Below are 15,344 nucleotides of genomic sequence, written 5' to 3' on the forward strand. Positions count from 1 at the left end.
ATTATCTGTTTATTAAGAATGGATTTGCTTGTAATCTAACAGATACCCTGTAAAAGAAAAGAACGAAGATCGTCCCTGCCGGTCATTTTTGCGACCGCAGGATTCCCGCCAATTCCCTCCACCGACGGTACAACCGCCTTTTTCAGCGGAACAAACAGACATGGACAAGCTCTACTGGGTGCTGACCACCTCCGTCTTCATCGCCGACCTTGCCATCCGGATCGGCCTCTCCCTGCGGGTGATCATGCAGAAACGGGCGGCTTCCGTTTCCCTGGCCTGGTTGGTCATCATCCTGCTCCTTCCCTTTGTCGGGGCAGGGATTTATCTCCTCTTCGGGGAGACCAGGCTGGGAGAGCGGCGGGCCTCCAAACTGATCCTCAACCAACCCCTGATCCAGCAGTGGACCCAGGCCCTCTACCAGCGGGTCCAGGTCAACTGGGAGCGGATCAATCCGGAATGTCTCCCCATCGATCGCCAGATCAACGCCACCATCGGGGTGCCGACCATGCCGGACAATGACCTGGAGTTCATCCCCCACTCAGACCCCTTCTTCCAGGCCCTTATCAAGGACATCCGGGCGGCCCGCTCCAGCTGTTTCCTGGAATTCTACATCTGGGAACCGGGCGGCTGGGCCGATCAGGTCGCCGAGGCGCTCCTGGAAGCCCGCGGGCGGGGGGTGAACTGCAGAATCCTGCTGGACAGCATCGGCAGCAAGACCTTCCTCAACAGCCCCATGTCGGAGTCCATGCGGGCTGCGGGGATCGAGGTCATCGAGGCCCTGCCGGCAGGAATATTCCGGGTCCTCTTTGTCCGGATCGACCTGCGCAACCACCGCAAACTGGCCATCATCGACGGCACCATCGCCTATACCGGCAGCCAGAATCTGGTTGACCCCAGATATTTCAAGCAGGAACAGGGGGTGGGAGAGTGGGTGGACACCATGGTCCGGATCACCGGACCGGTGGTGGAGGTAATGACGGCCTCCTTTATCTATGACTGGATGCTGGAGACCCACCAGACCATCGAAGAACTCTTTGCCACTGCAGACATCCATCCCAATCGGGCCACCGGCAACGCGCTGGTCCAGGTCGTCCCCTCTGGTCCGGGCATGGCCGAGGATACCCTCCATAACCTCTTTCTGACCACCATCTATGCCGCCCGTGAGGAGATCATCCTGACCACCCCCTACTTTGTTCCGGACACGGCCATCCTGGCGGCCCTGCAATCAGCGGCCCAACGGGGGGTTGAGGTGATCATCATTGTCCCGGAGAAGAATGATTCCAAACTGGTCCACTATGCCTCCAGGGCCAGATACGATGCCCTGGTCCGGGCAGGGGTACGGATCATGGCCTTCTCAGGCGGCCTGCTCCATGCCAAGACCATAACCATTGACAGCGATTTCTGCCTCTTTGGCTCGGTAAACCTGGATATGCGCAGCTTCTGGCTCAACTTTGAGATGACCCTCCTGATCTATGACCAAGAATCTGCCTGCCGGCTGCGGGAGCTGCAACAGAGCTACCTCAAAGGGGCCAGACAGATTGACTGTGAACGATTTGCCAAGCGTTGCTGGGCAGAACGGTTCAAGGAAAACGCAGCGCTGCTGGTAGGACCGCTGCTCTGAGCGGACAGGGAGAAGAGGCGCTAAGCCGGACGCCGGCTGAAGCGCCCAGGCAGCTGCAGAGACCAGAGAGAAGAGATGATGAAGATTCTGCTCCTCAGTGATATCCACGGCAACTATCCGGCCCTGGAGGCCATCGGCAGACGACACCGACTCACGGAGTTTGCCCATATCTGCAACAGCGGCGATTCCACGGTCTACTGCCCCTTTCCCAACGAGACCCTGGACTGGCTCCGCCGCCACCGGGTTCACTCCATCCGCGGCAACACCGATGACAAGGTGATCAGACTCCTCAAGGGCAAGAGCTTCAAGAAACCCGCCAAGGCGGACAAGCGGATCATGTACACGACCACGGCCGAGGTCCTCACAGCTCTCAACCAAAACTACCTGCTGCAGCTGAAGAAAAGATACCGCCTCGACCTGGGGCAGCACCGCCTCGGCCTCTTCCACGGCAGCCCGGCCAGCCACCAGGAGTTTCTCTTTGCCCATACCCCGGAAGAGCGATTTGCGGAACTGGCCGCCGACTCCTCCCGGAGCATCATCGTCACCGGCCACTCCCACTCCCCCTATCATAAGCTGATTGGAGGGGTCCACTTCATCAACCCCGGGGCTGCGGGCCGGATGTTTGACGGCAACCCCGAGGCAGCCTATGCCATCCTGACCATCCGGGGAAGCGAGGTCGAGGTGGTCCACCATCGCTGCCCCTACGAGATCGAGGCCGTGGTCAGGCGGATCCGGCGCCTGGGCCTGCCGGAGATCTACAGCGAGATGTTCCGCAGGGGCCAAAAACTCAACTGACCCCCGGCCCGGAGCTATCCCGAAGAGAGCGGCTCAGGCCTGGCTGTAGGCCTCGACGATCCTGGCCTCCACATAGGCCAGCGCTTCGGCATCAAATCGATCCAGATCAAAACAGACCGCATCCTCCCCCAGCAGACCTCCGGGAACGGCGTCGCCCCTGGCCTGGGGATCGCTGATCAGCTCACCGTAGAAACAGACCGACAGCCAGCGGGGAGCATCCTCAATCACATCCACCATCACATAGAGGGGCTTCCTGCCCTGCTCGTCACAGACCCCGCGCAGCGAGTAGGTCACCCCTGGTCTGGGGTGGAACTCGAGATGTCCCTTGCCCTGCTCCTCCAAGAGTTTGAGCAGCTGCTCAAATGTCTTTTTATTGCCTTCAACACTCTCCTCCCAGCCCTGGAGAAAGCTCTCCACCTCCTGTTTCCATGCCTGCATTTCAGACTCCCTTTGTGATATACTGGTTCTTAAGAAAACCCCTGACAGCCGGAATCAGCCCTTGCCAAGGGTGGTGGTCCCGAATACACTACGGGGAAAGACTCCGCGCCCGCTTCAGATGCACCTTCCCCTATTTACCTCGAATTCTGAAGCCGGCAAGCAAATTATACCGGGCGACAGCCAAACTTCTTCCTGTACAATCAAGATACTATCTTCATCATTCCCGAGCTGGGAAAAAAACGTGGAGGAGAGCATGGGTGAGAAAAAAAAGAAATCGGCAGACTCCTGCCCCATTGACCAGAGGCTCCTTGAAGGCACGGCCTTAAAAAATATGGAGGCTCAAGAAAGTGACAAGCGGTGTGCGGTCTGGGTAAAGCACTCCCACCTGATCTATGAGGCAGAACTGAAGAAGCTCCAGATCGAGCTGATGAAACTCCAGCTCCATATCAAGAAGACAGGGATGCGGGTCCTGGCCCTGTTTGAGGGCAGAGATGCCGCCGGCAAGGGGGGGACCATCAAACGGATCACCGCCTTTCTCAATCCGCGTAATGCCCGGGTGGTGGCCCTGGCCGCCCCCAACGACAAGGAGGTCAGCCAGTGGTACTTTCAGCGCTATGCCACCCATCTGCCCGCCGGCGGAGAGCTGGTCCTCTTTGACCGCTCCTGGTACAACCGGGCCATGGTGGAGCCGGTCATGGACTTCTGCAGCGACGAGCAGCACAAGCGTTTTTTAAAAGATGTACCCCTGTTTGAAGAGATGCTGGTCAAAGACGGCATCAAACTCTTCAAGTTCTACTTTTCGGTCTCCAAAGAGGAACAGGCCAAACGGTTCGAGGCCAGGAAGGAGGACATCCTCAAACAGTACAAACTCTCCCCGGTGGACAACCTGGCCCAGAAGCTCTGGGATGAGTACTCGGTGAAGAAGTTTCAGATGCTCAACGAGTCCAACCGCACCAATGCCCCCTGGACCATCGTCAAATCAGACGTCAAGAAGAAGGCCCGGATCAACTGCATCAAACACATCCTCTCCTCGCTGGAGTATGAGGACAAGATCAGCAACAGGGAGCTCAGGCCGGACCCCGAGATCATCATCTCAGGGATCGACGAGATCCGACACATGGAGCAGAACCTGCTCACTCCCGGGGGACTGCGCGGCTAGCCCCCCGGAGCCCTCGGGCCGGCCTTCTCAGGCGGCCTTACCGCAGCATTTCTTATACTTCTTACCCGACCCGCAGGGACAGGGGGCGTTTCTGCCGACCTTCTCTTCCCTGCGCTGCTGGGGCTGCGCAGAGGCCTGGGTCTCAACCTGGGGCGCAGAGAGCTTCTTTGCCTGCTCCAGTTCCAGTTCCCGCTGGCGACGCCGCTCCTCTTCCAGACGCTCCAGTTCATCGTCCCGGACGATCTGGACCCGCATCAGGGTGGCCACGGTCTGGGTCTTGACGGTCTCGATCATCCGCATGAACAGGTTGAAGCCCTCACGCTTGTACTCGTTGAGCGGGTTCTTCTGGCCATAGCCACGCAGGCCGATGCCCTCCTTGAGGTGATCCATATGGAGCAGGTGTTCCTTCCAGAGGGTGTCCACCATCTGGAGCAGCACCATCCGCTCCAGCTGCCGCATCTGCTCCACCCCGTTGTACTCCTCCTGGCGCCCGTAGCTGGCCTTGAATTCAACACTGAGCTTCTCTACCAGGGCCTCGTAGTTCAGCTCCTCACGTTCCTCTGCCGGCCACTCCAGCTTGAGGTTGAACTGCTCGCCCACCCGCTCTCCAAAGCCATCCCAGTCCCAATCCTCGGAAGGGGTACGCTCCACGGCAAAGTCGGCGCAGACCTCCCCGATTAGGTCATCTACCATATCCTGGATGATGGGCTGCACCTCCTTCCGCTCCAGCACCTCCCGGCGCTGCTTGTAGATCACCTCACGCTGCTTGTTCATGACGTCGTCATACTCCAGCAGGTGCTTACGGATATCAAAGTTATGACCCTCCACCTTGCGCTGGGCGTTCTCGATGGCCTTGGAGACCATGGAGTGCTCGATGGGCTCATCATCATCCATGCCCAGCTTATCCATGATCCCGCTCAAGCGGCCGGAGCCGAAGATCCGAAGCAGATCATCCTCCAGGGAGAGGAAGAAGCGGGAAGAACCGGGATCCCCCTGCCGACCGGCCCGGCCCCGGAGCTGGTTGTCGATCCGGCGACTCTCGTGGCGGCTGGTACCCAGGATATGGAGGCCGCCCAGTTCACGCACCCCCTCCCCCAGCTTGATATCCGTACCACGGCCCGCCATGTTGGTGGCGATGGTGACCTTGCCCTGCTGGCCGGCCTCGGCGATGATCTCCGCCTCACGCTCATGATGCTTGGCGTTGAGGACCTCGTGCCTGATCCCCTCCTTCTTGAGCAGGCCGGAGATCAGCTCAGAGATATCGATGGAGATGGTCCCCACCAGGATGGGTTGGCCCTTCTCATGCAGCTCTTTGATCTCCCGGACAATGTTACGGTACTTGGCAGCCTGATTCTTATAGATGGCATCGGCAAAATCGTCCCGGATCATGTTCATGTGGGTGGGGATGACCACCACATCCAGGTTGTAGATCTTCTTGAACTCCACGGCCTCGGTATCGGCGGTACCGGTCATCCCGGCGAGCTTGTCATACATCCGGAAGTAGTTCTGAAAGGTCACCGAGGCCAGGGTCTGGTTTTCCTTCTCAATGGTCACCCCCTCCTTGGCCTCCAGGGCCTGATGGAGCCCATCGGAGTAGCGGCGCCCCTCCATGGTCCTGCCGGTGAATTCATCGACAATCACCACCTGACCGTTGTTGACGATATAGTCCACGTCCCGCTGGAAGATGAAGTGGGCCTTGAGGGCCTGGTTGATGTGATGGAGCTGGTTGATGTTGCGCGGATCATAGAGGTTTTCCACCTTCAGCAGTTCCTCCCCCAGGGCAACCCCCTCATCGGTGAGCATGATCTGCCGGGATTTTTCCTCCTTGGTGTAATGGGCCTCCTCCTGGAAATGGTGCATGATCGCGTTGACCTCCAGGTAGAGGTCGGTGGACTGTTCTGCAGGGCCGGAGATGATCAGGGGGGTCCTGGCCTCATCGATGAGGATGGAGTCCACCTCGTCGACGATGGCATAGCTGAAGCCCCGCTGGCAGTAATCCTGGATGTCGAACTTCATGTTATCCCGGAGATAGTCGAAGCCGAACTCATTGTTGGTGCCATAGGTCACATCGGCGCTGTAGGCCTGGCGGCGTTCATCGTCATCCATATCATGGATGATGTAGCCGGTGGTCAGGCCGAGAAAACGGTAGACCTGGCCCATCCACTCCACGTCGCGCTTGGCCAGGTAATCGTTGACCGTGACCACGTGCACCCCCTTGCCGCTCAGGGCATTGAGATAGACCGGCGCCGTGGAGGTCAGGGTCTTGCCCTCACCGGTTTTCATCTCCGCGATCCTGCCGGAGTGGAGGATCATGCCGCCGATCAGCTGGACATCGTAATGACGTTCCCCCAGGATACGTCTGGCTGCCTCCCGGACCACGGCAAAGGCCTCGGGCAGGAGTTCATCCAGGCTTGCTCCCTGCTCAAGCCGGCTGCGAAATTCGTCGGTTTTCCCGGCCAACTCCTCATCGGTCAACACCTCGACCGTGGGTTCCAGCTCATTGATCTGGTTGACGGTTTGCCGCAGCTGTTTGATGATTCGATCGTTTTTACTGCCGAAAATCTTGGTGAGAACTTTACCGACCATGTACTTTCTCCAAAATCGGAGCCACAGCTCCGCTGAATCTGAATCTGAATCTTTAGGTAAAAGCTAAGAGAGCTGAACACGCCCCTCCGGCCACCGGCCTCTGCCCTTACCCCGGGATCAGGGGCCTCCGCTTAAGGGGCGCTGTAATAGGGGTGCTTGGAAAGGATACGGATCAGGGCATCTTCATCACAGTCCGGAAACTTGGAACAGTTGAGGCAATCGCTCCAGATCTTGTGGGGCAGTTCCTGCTTATCCTTATCCACGAAACCGAGTTTTCTAAAAAAATCTGCTTGATAGGTAAGAACAAAGACCTTACCAATCTCCAGGCTGACCGCCTCATCCAGACAGGATTCCACCAGCTGCCGCCCGATGCCGCTGCCCTGGAGTTCCTCCACCAGGGCCAGGGAGCGGATCTCGGCCAGATCGTCCCAGCAGATGTGGAGCGAACAGATCCCCCTGATCTCGCCTGCCTCCTCATAGACGATGAAGTCACGGAGGTTATCGTAGAGGGCGCTGATGGATTTGGGCAGCATCAGGTCTCTGCTGGCAAAGGTCATCAACAGGGTATGGATGGCTCGGACATCTCCCATCCGGGCCGGTCGAATCCTCCCTCTGGTGTTGTTCGTTGTTGTCTCCATGCGTATTCTTCCTGTCAGCTCAGCACCCCTGACCGCCGGGGTTCAGTTCGCCGGGGTTCAGTTGTGAGGTACCGCTCTCTTTTTGCCGTCCGGCAGAACAGGGCCCTGGATCGAACCGCCGGCGGCTGAGGAGAGGTTCCGCTCCTGCCTAGCCTGCTTAGCGGACACACCCCTGTCCGGGCCTATCTGGGGAAACAGGATGGTCTGCCCTGCCCATACCCCCAGCATGAACATCCAGAGTAGGAGGCAGAGACTCACCACCACCACCCCGCCCAGGCCGGGCCAACTCAACTGAAAGTTGAAGCGGGGTCCTGTTTTTTTTCGAGAACCAGTGGTCTTCTTCCGAGCCATGGGGACCCTGTTACATCCGCTCCGGAGCGGTGATCCCCAGCAGGGTCAAGCCGTTCTTGAGCACAGTCTTGACGCAGTGACAGAGATAGAGACGGGCGGCACTCAGCTCTCGATCATCGCTGAGCACCTTATGTTTGTTGTAATAACTATGAAAATTCCCAGCCAGCTCCATCAGAAAGAAGATCAGCCGGTGAGGGGCCAGGTCGGTGGCGGCATCGGCCACCAGCCCGGGATAGTCGGCCATGGTCTTCAAGAGGTGATACTCCTCTTCCTGGTCCAGCAGGCCCAACTCCACCTCCCGGGAAAAGTCCAGGCTCACCCCCTGCTCCGCAGCCTGACGCTGGATACTGCAGAGCCTGGCATGACCGTATTGGACATAGTAAACCGGGTTTTCCTGACTCTGCTTCTTGGCCAGGTCCAGATCAAATTCCAGCTGACTGTCGGGCTTGCGCATCAAAAAGAAGAAGCGCAGGGCATCGACGCCCACCTCATCAACCAACTCATCGATGGTCACAAAGGTGGCCTTGCGGGTGGACATCTTCACCTGTTTGCCGCCACGCAGCAGGGTGACAAACTGGTAGAGGATAACGGTGATCAACTCGTCATCATAGCCCAGGGCCCGGACCCCGGCCAGGACATCGGGGACCGTGGCAATATGATCAGAACCAAAGACGTTGATCATCCAGTCAAAGCCACGTTTAAACTTTTCCCGATGATAGGCGATATCCGGCAGCCTGTAGGTGGGCTCACCACTGCTCTTGATGATCACCCGGTCCTGCTCCAATCCCAGGGCACTGGTCTTGAACCAGACCGCACCCTCCTGCTCATAGACCAGGTCCTGATCTTTCAGGCTCTGGACCACATCGTCAATCAGGCCATCCTCATAGAGGGTATGCTCGTTGAAATAACTGTCAAAGGCGATCCCGATCCGTTTGAGGGTGGCATCGATGTCGGCAAAGATGGCCTCCTTGGCCTTTTCCTTGAAAAACTCCACCGGCGCATCCTTGAGCTCGGCCCCGGACTCCTGGACCAGCTGATCTGCAATATCGGTGATGTAGCTCCCCTGATAGCCGTCTTCCGGGAACTGGTGTTCCAGTTCCAGCTCCTCCAGGTAGCGGGCCCGGGTGGACTCTCCCAGCACCCGCATCTGCCGACCGGCGTCATTGAAGTAGTATTCCCGATGGACCTGGAAGCCGGTGGCCTCCAGCAGCCGGGCAACCGAGTCGCCGATGATGGCATTACGCCCATGGCCCACGGAGAGCGGGCCTGTGGGGTTGGCGCTGACAAACTCCACCAGTACCCTCTTGCCCTGCCCCTGCCGGCTCAGGCCGAAACCCTCACCCTGGCGATTGATCTCGGCCAGGATCGTGGTCCAAATCGATTTTTTCAAGAAGATATTGATAAAGCCCGGGCCGGCGATCTCCCAGCGCTCGATAACGGGATGGTCCTCTCCTGCCAGCTCGATAAAGCGGGCAGCGAGTTCCCGGGGATTACACTTCTCTATACCGGCGCCGACCATGGCCAGGTTGGTGGCAAAATCGCCCTGCCCCTGGTGCTTGGGCACCTCCACGCTGTAGCGGTCCCGGAGACGATCGCTCCACAAGGAGCTGCTGACACCCTCTTCAAAGAAGCGATCTACAATTGCCTTTACCTGTGATTTAATCATTGCTTACTGCGCCCCATCCTTACGCACTGCTTTTGCTAACATTATCGTTGTTCCTCCCCTGCCCTTGGCCGATTGCCACCAGGGCCGGCCAAGGATCCGGCCCAAAGGTGTGAGCGCTTGAAACGCTCAACTCCTTCCTCTCTCGCCCCTGCTGCCTGGCGGAGAGCTGATCGATCCGCTGGATTCCCGGCGGCTCCATCCTCAGCCTACTCCAGAAAGCTGCGCCGGTTAAGGCCGCCAAAGAGGCAGAGCACCTCATAGCTGATGGTTTCCATCCAGGCCCCAATCTCATCGGCGCTGATCGCCTCTCCCTGCTGAGTTCCCAGGAGCACGGCCTCGTCGCCCACCTCGACCTGCTCAAGATCGGTGGCATCCACCATGGTCAGATTCATGGAGACCCGACCGACCACCGGCACTCTCCGGCCCCTGATCAAGACCGAGGCCCGGTTGGAGAGCCTCCGCAGGTAGCCATTGCTATAGCCGACAGGCAGGACCGCAATCGTGGTCGGTCGCGCGCTGGTCCAGCTGTGGCCGTAGCCCAGGCCGGTTCCGGCCGGGAGCTGCCGCACCTGGATCACCTGGCTGCTGAAGCGCATGGCAGGCTGCAGCTGCAGGGCCGGTGTCACCTCTGGAGTGGCGTGAGCGTCGGGATAAGAGCCATAGAGCATTATCCCGGGCCGAACCATATCAAAGCGCGCCCCGCTGACATACAACAATCCACCGGAATTTGCCAGATGCAAACACCAGCGCCGGCCAAACTGCTGCTCCAACTGTCGGCTGGTGACCCTAAAGGTCTCCACCACCTGGCTTGAACTTGCAGCACCCGGCTCATCGGCCTCAGGAAAGTGGGCCAGGATGCCGTCGATCGCAAGCCCGGGTCGATCCAGAACGCCCTGGATCAGGGCCGACATCTCCCCTGGCAGGGTCCCCTGACGCCCCATGCCGGCATCCATCTTCAGGTGGAGCCTGACCGTACGACCTACTCTCCTGGCCTGGAAGGCCAGCTCATCCAGGCTGGAGCCGTCGCCGATCACCGGGGTCAAACCGTGCTCAACGGCCACGGCTGCGCTCTGGGGGGTGATCCCGGCAAGCACAAAGATCGGCGCCGTTATGCCGGCCTGGCGGAGGGTTACCCCTTCTCCCACCTGGGCAACCCCCAGGCTGGCGGCCCCCTCTGCAACAAAGAGTCGGGCGCAATCCACCATGCCGTGACCATAGGCCTCACCCTTGACCATGGCCAGGATAGCGGCGTCAGCGGCGTAATGGCGACAGACGCCAAAGTTATGCCGCAGGGCCCGAGCACTGATCTCCACGCGATTAAGTGCGTTCATCTCTACGGCCTACCTTGAAACCGTGTTTTTTCTGCCAATCTCTGGGTTATGGAAAAAATTCTATCCCCGGAATATCGATTATATGCCTGCGCTAAAATTTTCCCCATGCCTTCAGCTTGATCGAAAAATCGTACTCTTCAAGGTACCCTGGGATGTACCGCCCTGAACCAGGCCCGCCAACCGAGCCGGCTGGAAAGGCATAGGGCCCAACCAATGGCACAGTAGACCGCCCCGATCAGTGGTCCGGGAGTTACGAATGCGCGCATCAGGATACCGCAGCTCATCATCACCCCTACCAGTAACCAGGTTTTCCAGGAGTAGACCGCCCCCAGGCAGGTGCCGTCCTGAAAGGCGACTATTCGTCCCAGTGATTTCCCAGCGGTTTTGTCGAGGATGAGCAGCGACTTGGCAGACCCGAGCAGCAGGGCGATACTGAGGTATGACAGCCGATGCCCAGGCTCCAGCCAGCCATAGCCCCGCACCATCAGCATGGCGCCGATCCCTGTCCACAGGAATGGAGCCGCAAACAGATGGACCGATCGTTTCACCCCGGGTTTAAACACGGCTCGCCCCTCCGGACACAACAAGGGGACCCTGCAGCAACGCTCCTGTAAAGTCCCCTAAAACACGATAAGCCCACCCCGTAGCGGGATGGGCTTATCGATAACCGATTGATCGAAGGGTAAGATTACACTTCGGTAACGGTGATGGCTTCTTCTGGGCAAACCTCTACACAGGTTTCACAACCCAGACACTCGTCGGCTTCGACAGGCTCGGCCTTACCGTCGACCATCTCGAAAACCTGAGCAGGGCATGCTGCTACACACTCTTCATCACCGGTACATTTGTCTTTATCTACAACTATTTCCCACATGGCACTACCTCCAAAATTTTGATTAAATGATACAGTCGTAACGTTTATTACTTTCAGCCTTGGTTGACAAGGTTAAAAACATCACTCTGAAGAGGTTTTCCTCTACCGAACCGCTCACACTTTGTCAAGATAAAACGCACAGAACCTCTGGAGCGCTGGCCTGAAAGGATGGTGTAAACCGGCCAATAAGCTCTTCAGGACCTTGCTTTTTTTATTGACCCGGACAGAGACCTGGGAATAGAATGACCGCAACATACTTATTCAAACAGGTACCCCATACTATGGCAAAAAAAATAACACCAAAAAAACGCTCCCCGCTCCCTGAGCAGGGCGAGCAGGCAATGATAGAGGCCATCCTGGAGGGCAGCCCCGAAGGGATCGGCGTTGCCGTGATCCGCCTGGACTGCGGCTGCAAGAAGATGGCAGCCGTGGACAAGGCCGGCGACCCGGCCAGCAAGGTCGTGATGTACCGGGATAAGGCCGAGTCGATCTGCGACCAGTGCCAGGCCGACAACGGTGACTTCATGCGGGTCATCAGCCAGTTCATCAGCTGGAAGACGCCGGAACCCGACGTGCACACCAAGAAGATGATTATCAGCAAGGTTCTGGGCAGCGAATCCTAGGCCAACGAATTCTTCCCTGAAGCCAACCACCCCGGAAAAACCGGGGGTGGTCCTCTGGCTTCAGGGCTTATCTCACCCTGCAACCCCAGCTTGAGGGAAAAACAACATGGCAGACAAAATCTATCGAATCAACATGTCCACCCTGAGTACCGCCGTCGAAGAGGTGCCTGCCCAGTGGCAGGGCCATGGCGGCCGTGGGCTGACCTCCACCATCATTGCCGCCGAGGTGGAGCCCAGCTGTCACCCCCTGGGCCCGGGCAACAAACTGGTCTTTGCCCCGGGTCTGCTCTCCGGGACCACGGCCGCCAACTCGGGACGCCTCTCCTGCGGGGCCAAGAGTCCGCTTACCGGCACCATCAAGGAGGCCAACGCCGGCGGCACCTCGGCCCAGCTCCTGGCCAGACTGGGGATCAAGGCCCTGATCATCGAAGGACTCCCCCAGGAGGAGCGCTGGTACAGCCTGGCCATCGACGAGCAGGGGATCACCATCAATGAAGAGACCGAGCTGATCGGCAAGGGCAACTATGCCGTGATCGAGGCCATGGGCCAGCGGATCGGCGCCAAGACCGGGGTGATCTCCATCGGCCAGGCCGGTGAGCTGAAGATGAGCGGTGCCAATATCTCGATCAAGGATCCTGATGCCAGGATCCGTTCCTGCGGCCGTGGCGGCCTGGGTGCGGTCATGGGCTCCAAGCGGATCAAGTACATCTCCATCGTCCCCACCGACAAGAAGGTGGCCATTGCCGATCCCGAGGCCTTCAAGGCCGCCAACCGCACCTTTGCCAAGGCCCTGGTGGACAACCCCATCAGCCAGGCCCTGGGTCAGTACGGCACCAATGTCCTGGTCAACATCATCAACGAGGCCGGTGCCCTGCCCACCCGCAACTTCACCACTGGTCAGTTTGAAGGCCACGAGGAGATCAGTGGCGAGACCATGTATGACACCATTGTCGAGCGGGGCGGCAAGCCCAAGCACAACTGCCATGCCGGCTGTGTGATCAACTGCTCCCAGGTCTACAACGGTCCGGACAAGGAGTACCGCACCTCGGGCTTTGAGTATGAGTCCATCTGGGCCATGGGTGCCGACTGCTGTGTGGACAACCTGGATTATATCGCCCAGGCCGACAACCTGATGGATGACATCGGCCTGGATACCATTGAGACCTCGGTGGCCTTTGGGGTGGCCATGGAGGCCGGCGTGCTGGAATTCGGCGACGGCGCCGGGATCTGCCGGATGCTGAGCGAAGAGATCGCCCAGGGCACCCCCCTGGGACGGATCATCGGCAACGGTGCCGGCTCGGTGGGCCGGGCCTTTGGGGTCACCCGGGTACCGGTGGTCAAGAACCAGGCCATTCCGGCCTATGATCCCCGGGCCATCAAGGGCATCGGCATCACCTATGCCACCTCCACCCAGGGCGCGGATCACACCATGGGCTACACCATTGCCACCAACATCCTGGGCGTGGGCGGCTCTGTGGATCCCCTCAGCCACGAGGGTCAGGTGGAGCTCTCCCGTAACCTTCAGATCGCCACCGCCGCCATCGACTCCACCGGCATGTGCCTCTTTATCGCCTTTGCCGCCCTGGACGATGCCAACTGCCTGCCGGCCCTGATAGAGATGATCAACGCCCGCTTCGGCATCAACCTGACCGCCGACGATGTCACCAACCTGGGCAAGACCATCCTCAAGACCGAGCGGGCCTTCAACCAGGCAGCCGGTTTCACCAACCTGGATGACCGGCTCCCGGAATTCTTCAGCCAGGAGCCCATTGCCCCCCACAACGTGGTCTGGGACATCCCCGGTGAGAAGATCGACACCTTCTGGGATTTCTAGATTCCCACAACGCAGGGGGTACCGCTCAAGCCGCCCCCCCTGTTCCCTCCAAGGTTGGTTTTCGTCCTAATCGGGCGAAAACCAACGATATTATTCATTGACAGCCATGAAAATAACAGTCAAACTCTTTGCCTACTTTCGGGAAAATCGTTTTCTCCGCGAAGATCAGGACCTGCCGGCGGGAACCACGGTGGGAGATATCATTTCCTCCCTTGGGATTGATCCTGAAGAAGTCGGCGTCACCATGATCAACTCCCGGCACTGCGCCCTGGATCAGGCGGTGCAGGAAAACGATCAGGTCGCTATTTTCCCGGTTATCGGCGGAGGCTAGGTGCAACCGGCCTGAAGAGTGCGCTGCTCGGCTTCAAGCAGGCCGGACCAGCCGCTACCCGCCGATCATCGCTCCTTCAACCTGAGGCGGACACCTCCCATGAAACACCTCCAGCTGACCCTCTCCCTTGTCCTGGTCCTGCTCTTTGGCCAGCTCTCCCTGGCTGCCCAAGAAATCAAACTCGGCGTGGTCACCAAGCCCGGCTCGGCCCAGAACATCGCGGCCGAAAAGTTCAAACAGCTCCTGGAACAGGCCTCCGAAGGGAGGTATACCGTGCGGATCTACCACTCCAAGGCCCTGGGCAACGAGACCGAGATCCTCCAGCAGATCCAGATGGGCACCGTCCAGCTGGGAATCATCACGGTCGGCCCCTTTGACACCTTTGCCCCCATTGTCCGGGTGATCAACTACCCCTTCCTGTTCAAGGACAACCAACAGGCAGACGCCATCCTGGACGGCCCCCTGGGACAGCAGATCCTCACCGAGCTGGAACAGGTCGGCTTCAAGGGGCTGGCCTTTTCTGAAAACGGCTTTCGCAACCTGACCAACAACAGGAGGCCGGTACAGGCGGCAGCAGATGTCTCCGGCCTGAAGATCCGGGTCATGGCCTCTCCCCTGCACAAGTCCATCTGGCAGGCCCTGGGCGCCAACCCCACCCCCATGCCCTGGCCCATCTACTCTGAACTGGAGCAGGGGGTGATCGATGGCCAGGAGAACCCCCTCTGGGTGATGGAGGTCTACAAGTTCTACGAGGTCCAGAACTACATGAGCATGACCCGCCACGTCTACTCTGCCCACATCGATGTGGCCTCCCTGCTCTGGTGGCAGGGTCTGACCACAGCTGACCAGGAGATGATCCGCAGCGCCATGCAGCAGGCCGCCCTCTTTCAGCGCCAGGATAACCGGGACAGGGATCTGGCCCGCCTGGCCCTGCTCAGAGAAAAGGGGATGGAGATTGTTGAGCAGCCGGACATCGATTCCTTCCGGGACAGGGTCAGCACGCTCAAAGAGATGAAGATCTACCAGCACCCCAAGGTACAGGCGCTGCTCCGGCAACTGCTGGCCGCCACCAGATAGCGGCTGCCAGGGAACCATGG

General features: G+C 59.0%; 15 protein-coding genes. 7 read left to right on the plus strand and 8 right to left on the minus strand.

All coding sequences use genetic code 11. The annotated features are described in order from the left end of the window. Positions 1 to 160: 160 nt before the first annotated feature. Both cls and G494_RS0117375 read left to right on the plus strand, forming a co-directional pair. Positions 161 to 1,621, plus strand: a complete 1,461-nt coding sequence (gene cls, locus G494_RS0117370) for a cardiolipin synthase (protein WP_028585528.1) — start codon at positions 161 to 163, stop codon at positions 1,619 to 1,621. Positions 1,622 to 1,696: 75 nt separating this feature from the next. Continuing rightward, positions 1,697 to 2,416, plus strand: a complete 720-nt coding sequence (locus G494_RS0117375; RefSeq protein ID WP_232362591.1) for a metallophosphoesterase family protein — start codon at positions 1,697 to 1,699, stop codon at positions 2,414 to 2,416. A gap of 33 nt (positions 2,417 to 2,449) precedes the next feature. Here the strand turns inward: G494_RS0117375 and G494_RS0117380 are convergent, their stop codons facing one another. Next, complete coding sequence (locus G494_RS0117380) at positions 2,450 to 2,854, minus strand: hypothetical protein (protein ID WP_028585530.1); 405 nt, start codon at positions 2,852 to 2,854, stop codon at positions 2,450 to 2,452. Positions 2,855 to 3,107: 253 nt separating this feature from the next. Here G494_RS0117380 and ppk2 point away from each other — a divergent pair, with 253 nt between their 5' ends. Next, complete coding sequence (gene ppk2 / locus G494_RS0117385) at positions 3,108 to 4,013, plus strand: polyphosphate kinase 2 (RefSeq protein WP_035247296.1); 906 nt, start codon at positions 3,108 to 3,110, stop codon at positions 4,011 to 4,013. A 27-nt stretch (positions 4,014 to 4,040) separates the two neighbouring features. Here ppk2 and secA read toward each other — a convergent pair whose 3' ends face one another. The 7 genes from secA to G494_RS26455 all read right to left on the minus strand — a co-directional run bounded on the left by secA (position 4,041) and on the right by G494_RS26455 (position 11,459). Continuing rightward, positions 4,041 to 6,599 (minus strand): preprotein translocase subunit SecA, encoded by a 2,559-nt coding sequence (gene secA, locus G494_RS0117390; RefSeq protein WP_028585532.1) that lies wholly within the window; start codon positions 6,597 to 6,599, stop codon positions 4,041 to 4,043. 131 nt (positions 6,600 to 6,730) lie between these two features. After that, complete coding sequence (locus G494_RS0117395) at positions 6,731 to 7,237, minus strand: N-acetyltransferase (RefSeq protein WP_028585533.1); 507 nt, start codon at positions 7,235 to 7,237, stop codon at positions 6,731 to 6,733. A gap of 57 nt (positions 7,238 to 7,294) precedes the next feature. Then, positions 7,295 to 7,588: a hypothetical protein gene (locus tag G494_RS0117400; RefSeq protein WP_028585534.1), complete on the minus strand. Its 294-nt coding sequence runs from the start codon at positions 7,586 to 7,588 to the stop codon at positions 7,295 to 7,297. Between the two features lie 10 nt (positions 7,589 to 7,598). Then, entirely contained in the window at positions 7,599 to 9,254 is a 1,656-nt protein-coding gene (gene argS, locus G494_RS0117405; RefSeq protein ID WP_028585535.1) for an arginine--tRNA ligase, read from the minus strand. Between the two features lie 206 nt (positions 9,255 to 9,460). Further along, entirely contained in the window at positions 9,461 to 10,585 is a 1,125-nt protein-coding gene (gene alr, locus G494_RS0117415) for an alanine racemase (protein WP_028585537.1), read from the minus strand. A gap of 137 nt (positions 10,586 to 10,722) precedes the next feature. Next, the gene (locus G494_RS0117420) at positions 10,723 to 11,148 is read right to left on the minus strand and encodes a hypothetical protein (RefSeq protein ID WP_232362592.1); all 426 of its coding nucleotides are present in this window, start codon (positions 11,146 to 11,148) and stop codon (positions 10,723 to 10,725) included. Positions 11,149 to 11,273: 125 nt separating this feature from the next. Beyond that, positions 11,274 to 11,459: an indolepyruvate ferredoxin oxidoreductase subunit alpha gene (locus tag G494_RS26455; RefSeq protein WP_028585539.1), complete on the minus strand. Its 186-nt coding sequence runs from the start codon at positions 11,457 to 11,459 to the stop codon at positions 11,274 to 11,276. 281 nt (positions 11,460 to 11,740) lie between these two features. Between G494_RS26455 and G494_RS0117430 the strand changes: the two genes are divergently transcribed. From G494_RS0117430 to G494_RS0117445, 4 genes are all read left to right on the plus strand, one after another. Beyond that, positions 11,741 to 12,082 (plus strand): hypothetical protein, encoded by a 342-nt coding sequence (locus G494_RS0117430; RefSeq protein ID WP_028585540.1) that lies wholly within the window; start codon positions 11,741 to 11,743, stop codon positions 12,080 to 12,082. A 106-nt stretch (positions 12,083 to 12,188) separates the two neighbouring features. Further along, positions 12,189 to 13,916: an aldehyde ferredoxin oxidoreductase family protein gene (locus G494_RS0117435; protein ID WP_028585541.1), complete on the plus strand. Its 1,728-nt coding sequence runs from the start codon at positions 12,189 to 12,191 to the stop codon at positions 13,914 to 13,916. 106 nt (positions 13,917 to 14,022) lie between these two features. After that, positions 14,023 to 14,247: a MoaD/ThiS family protein gene (locus G494_RS0117440; RefSeq protein WP_028585542.1), complete on the plus strand. Its 225-nt coding sequence runs from the start codon at positions 14,023 to 14,025 to the stop codon at positions 14,245 to 14,247. Positions 14,248 to 14,346: 99 nt separating this feature from the next. After that, positions 14,347 to 15,324, plus strand: a complete 978-nt coding sequence (locus G494_RS0117445; protein ID WP_051305824.1) for a TRAP transporter substrate-binding protein — start codon at positions 14,347 to 14,349, stop codon at positions 15,322 to 15,324. Positions 15,325 to 15,344: the final 20 nt, after the last annotated feature.

The sequence above is a fragment of the Desulfogranum mediterraneum DSM 13871 genome (assembly GCF_000429965.1).
Classification (GTDB): domain Bacteria; phylum Desulfobacterota; class Desulfobulbia; order Desulfobulbales; family Desulfobulbaceae; genus Desulfogranum; species Desulfogranum mediterraneum.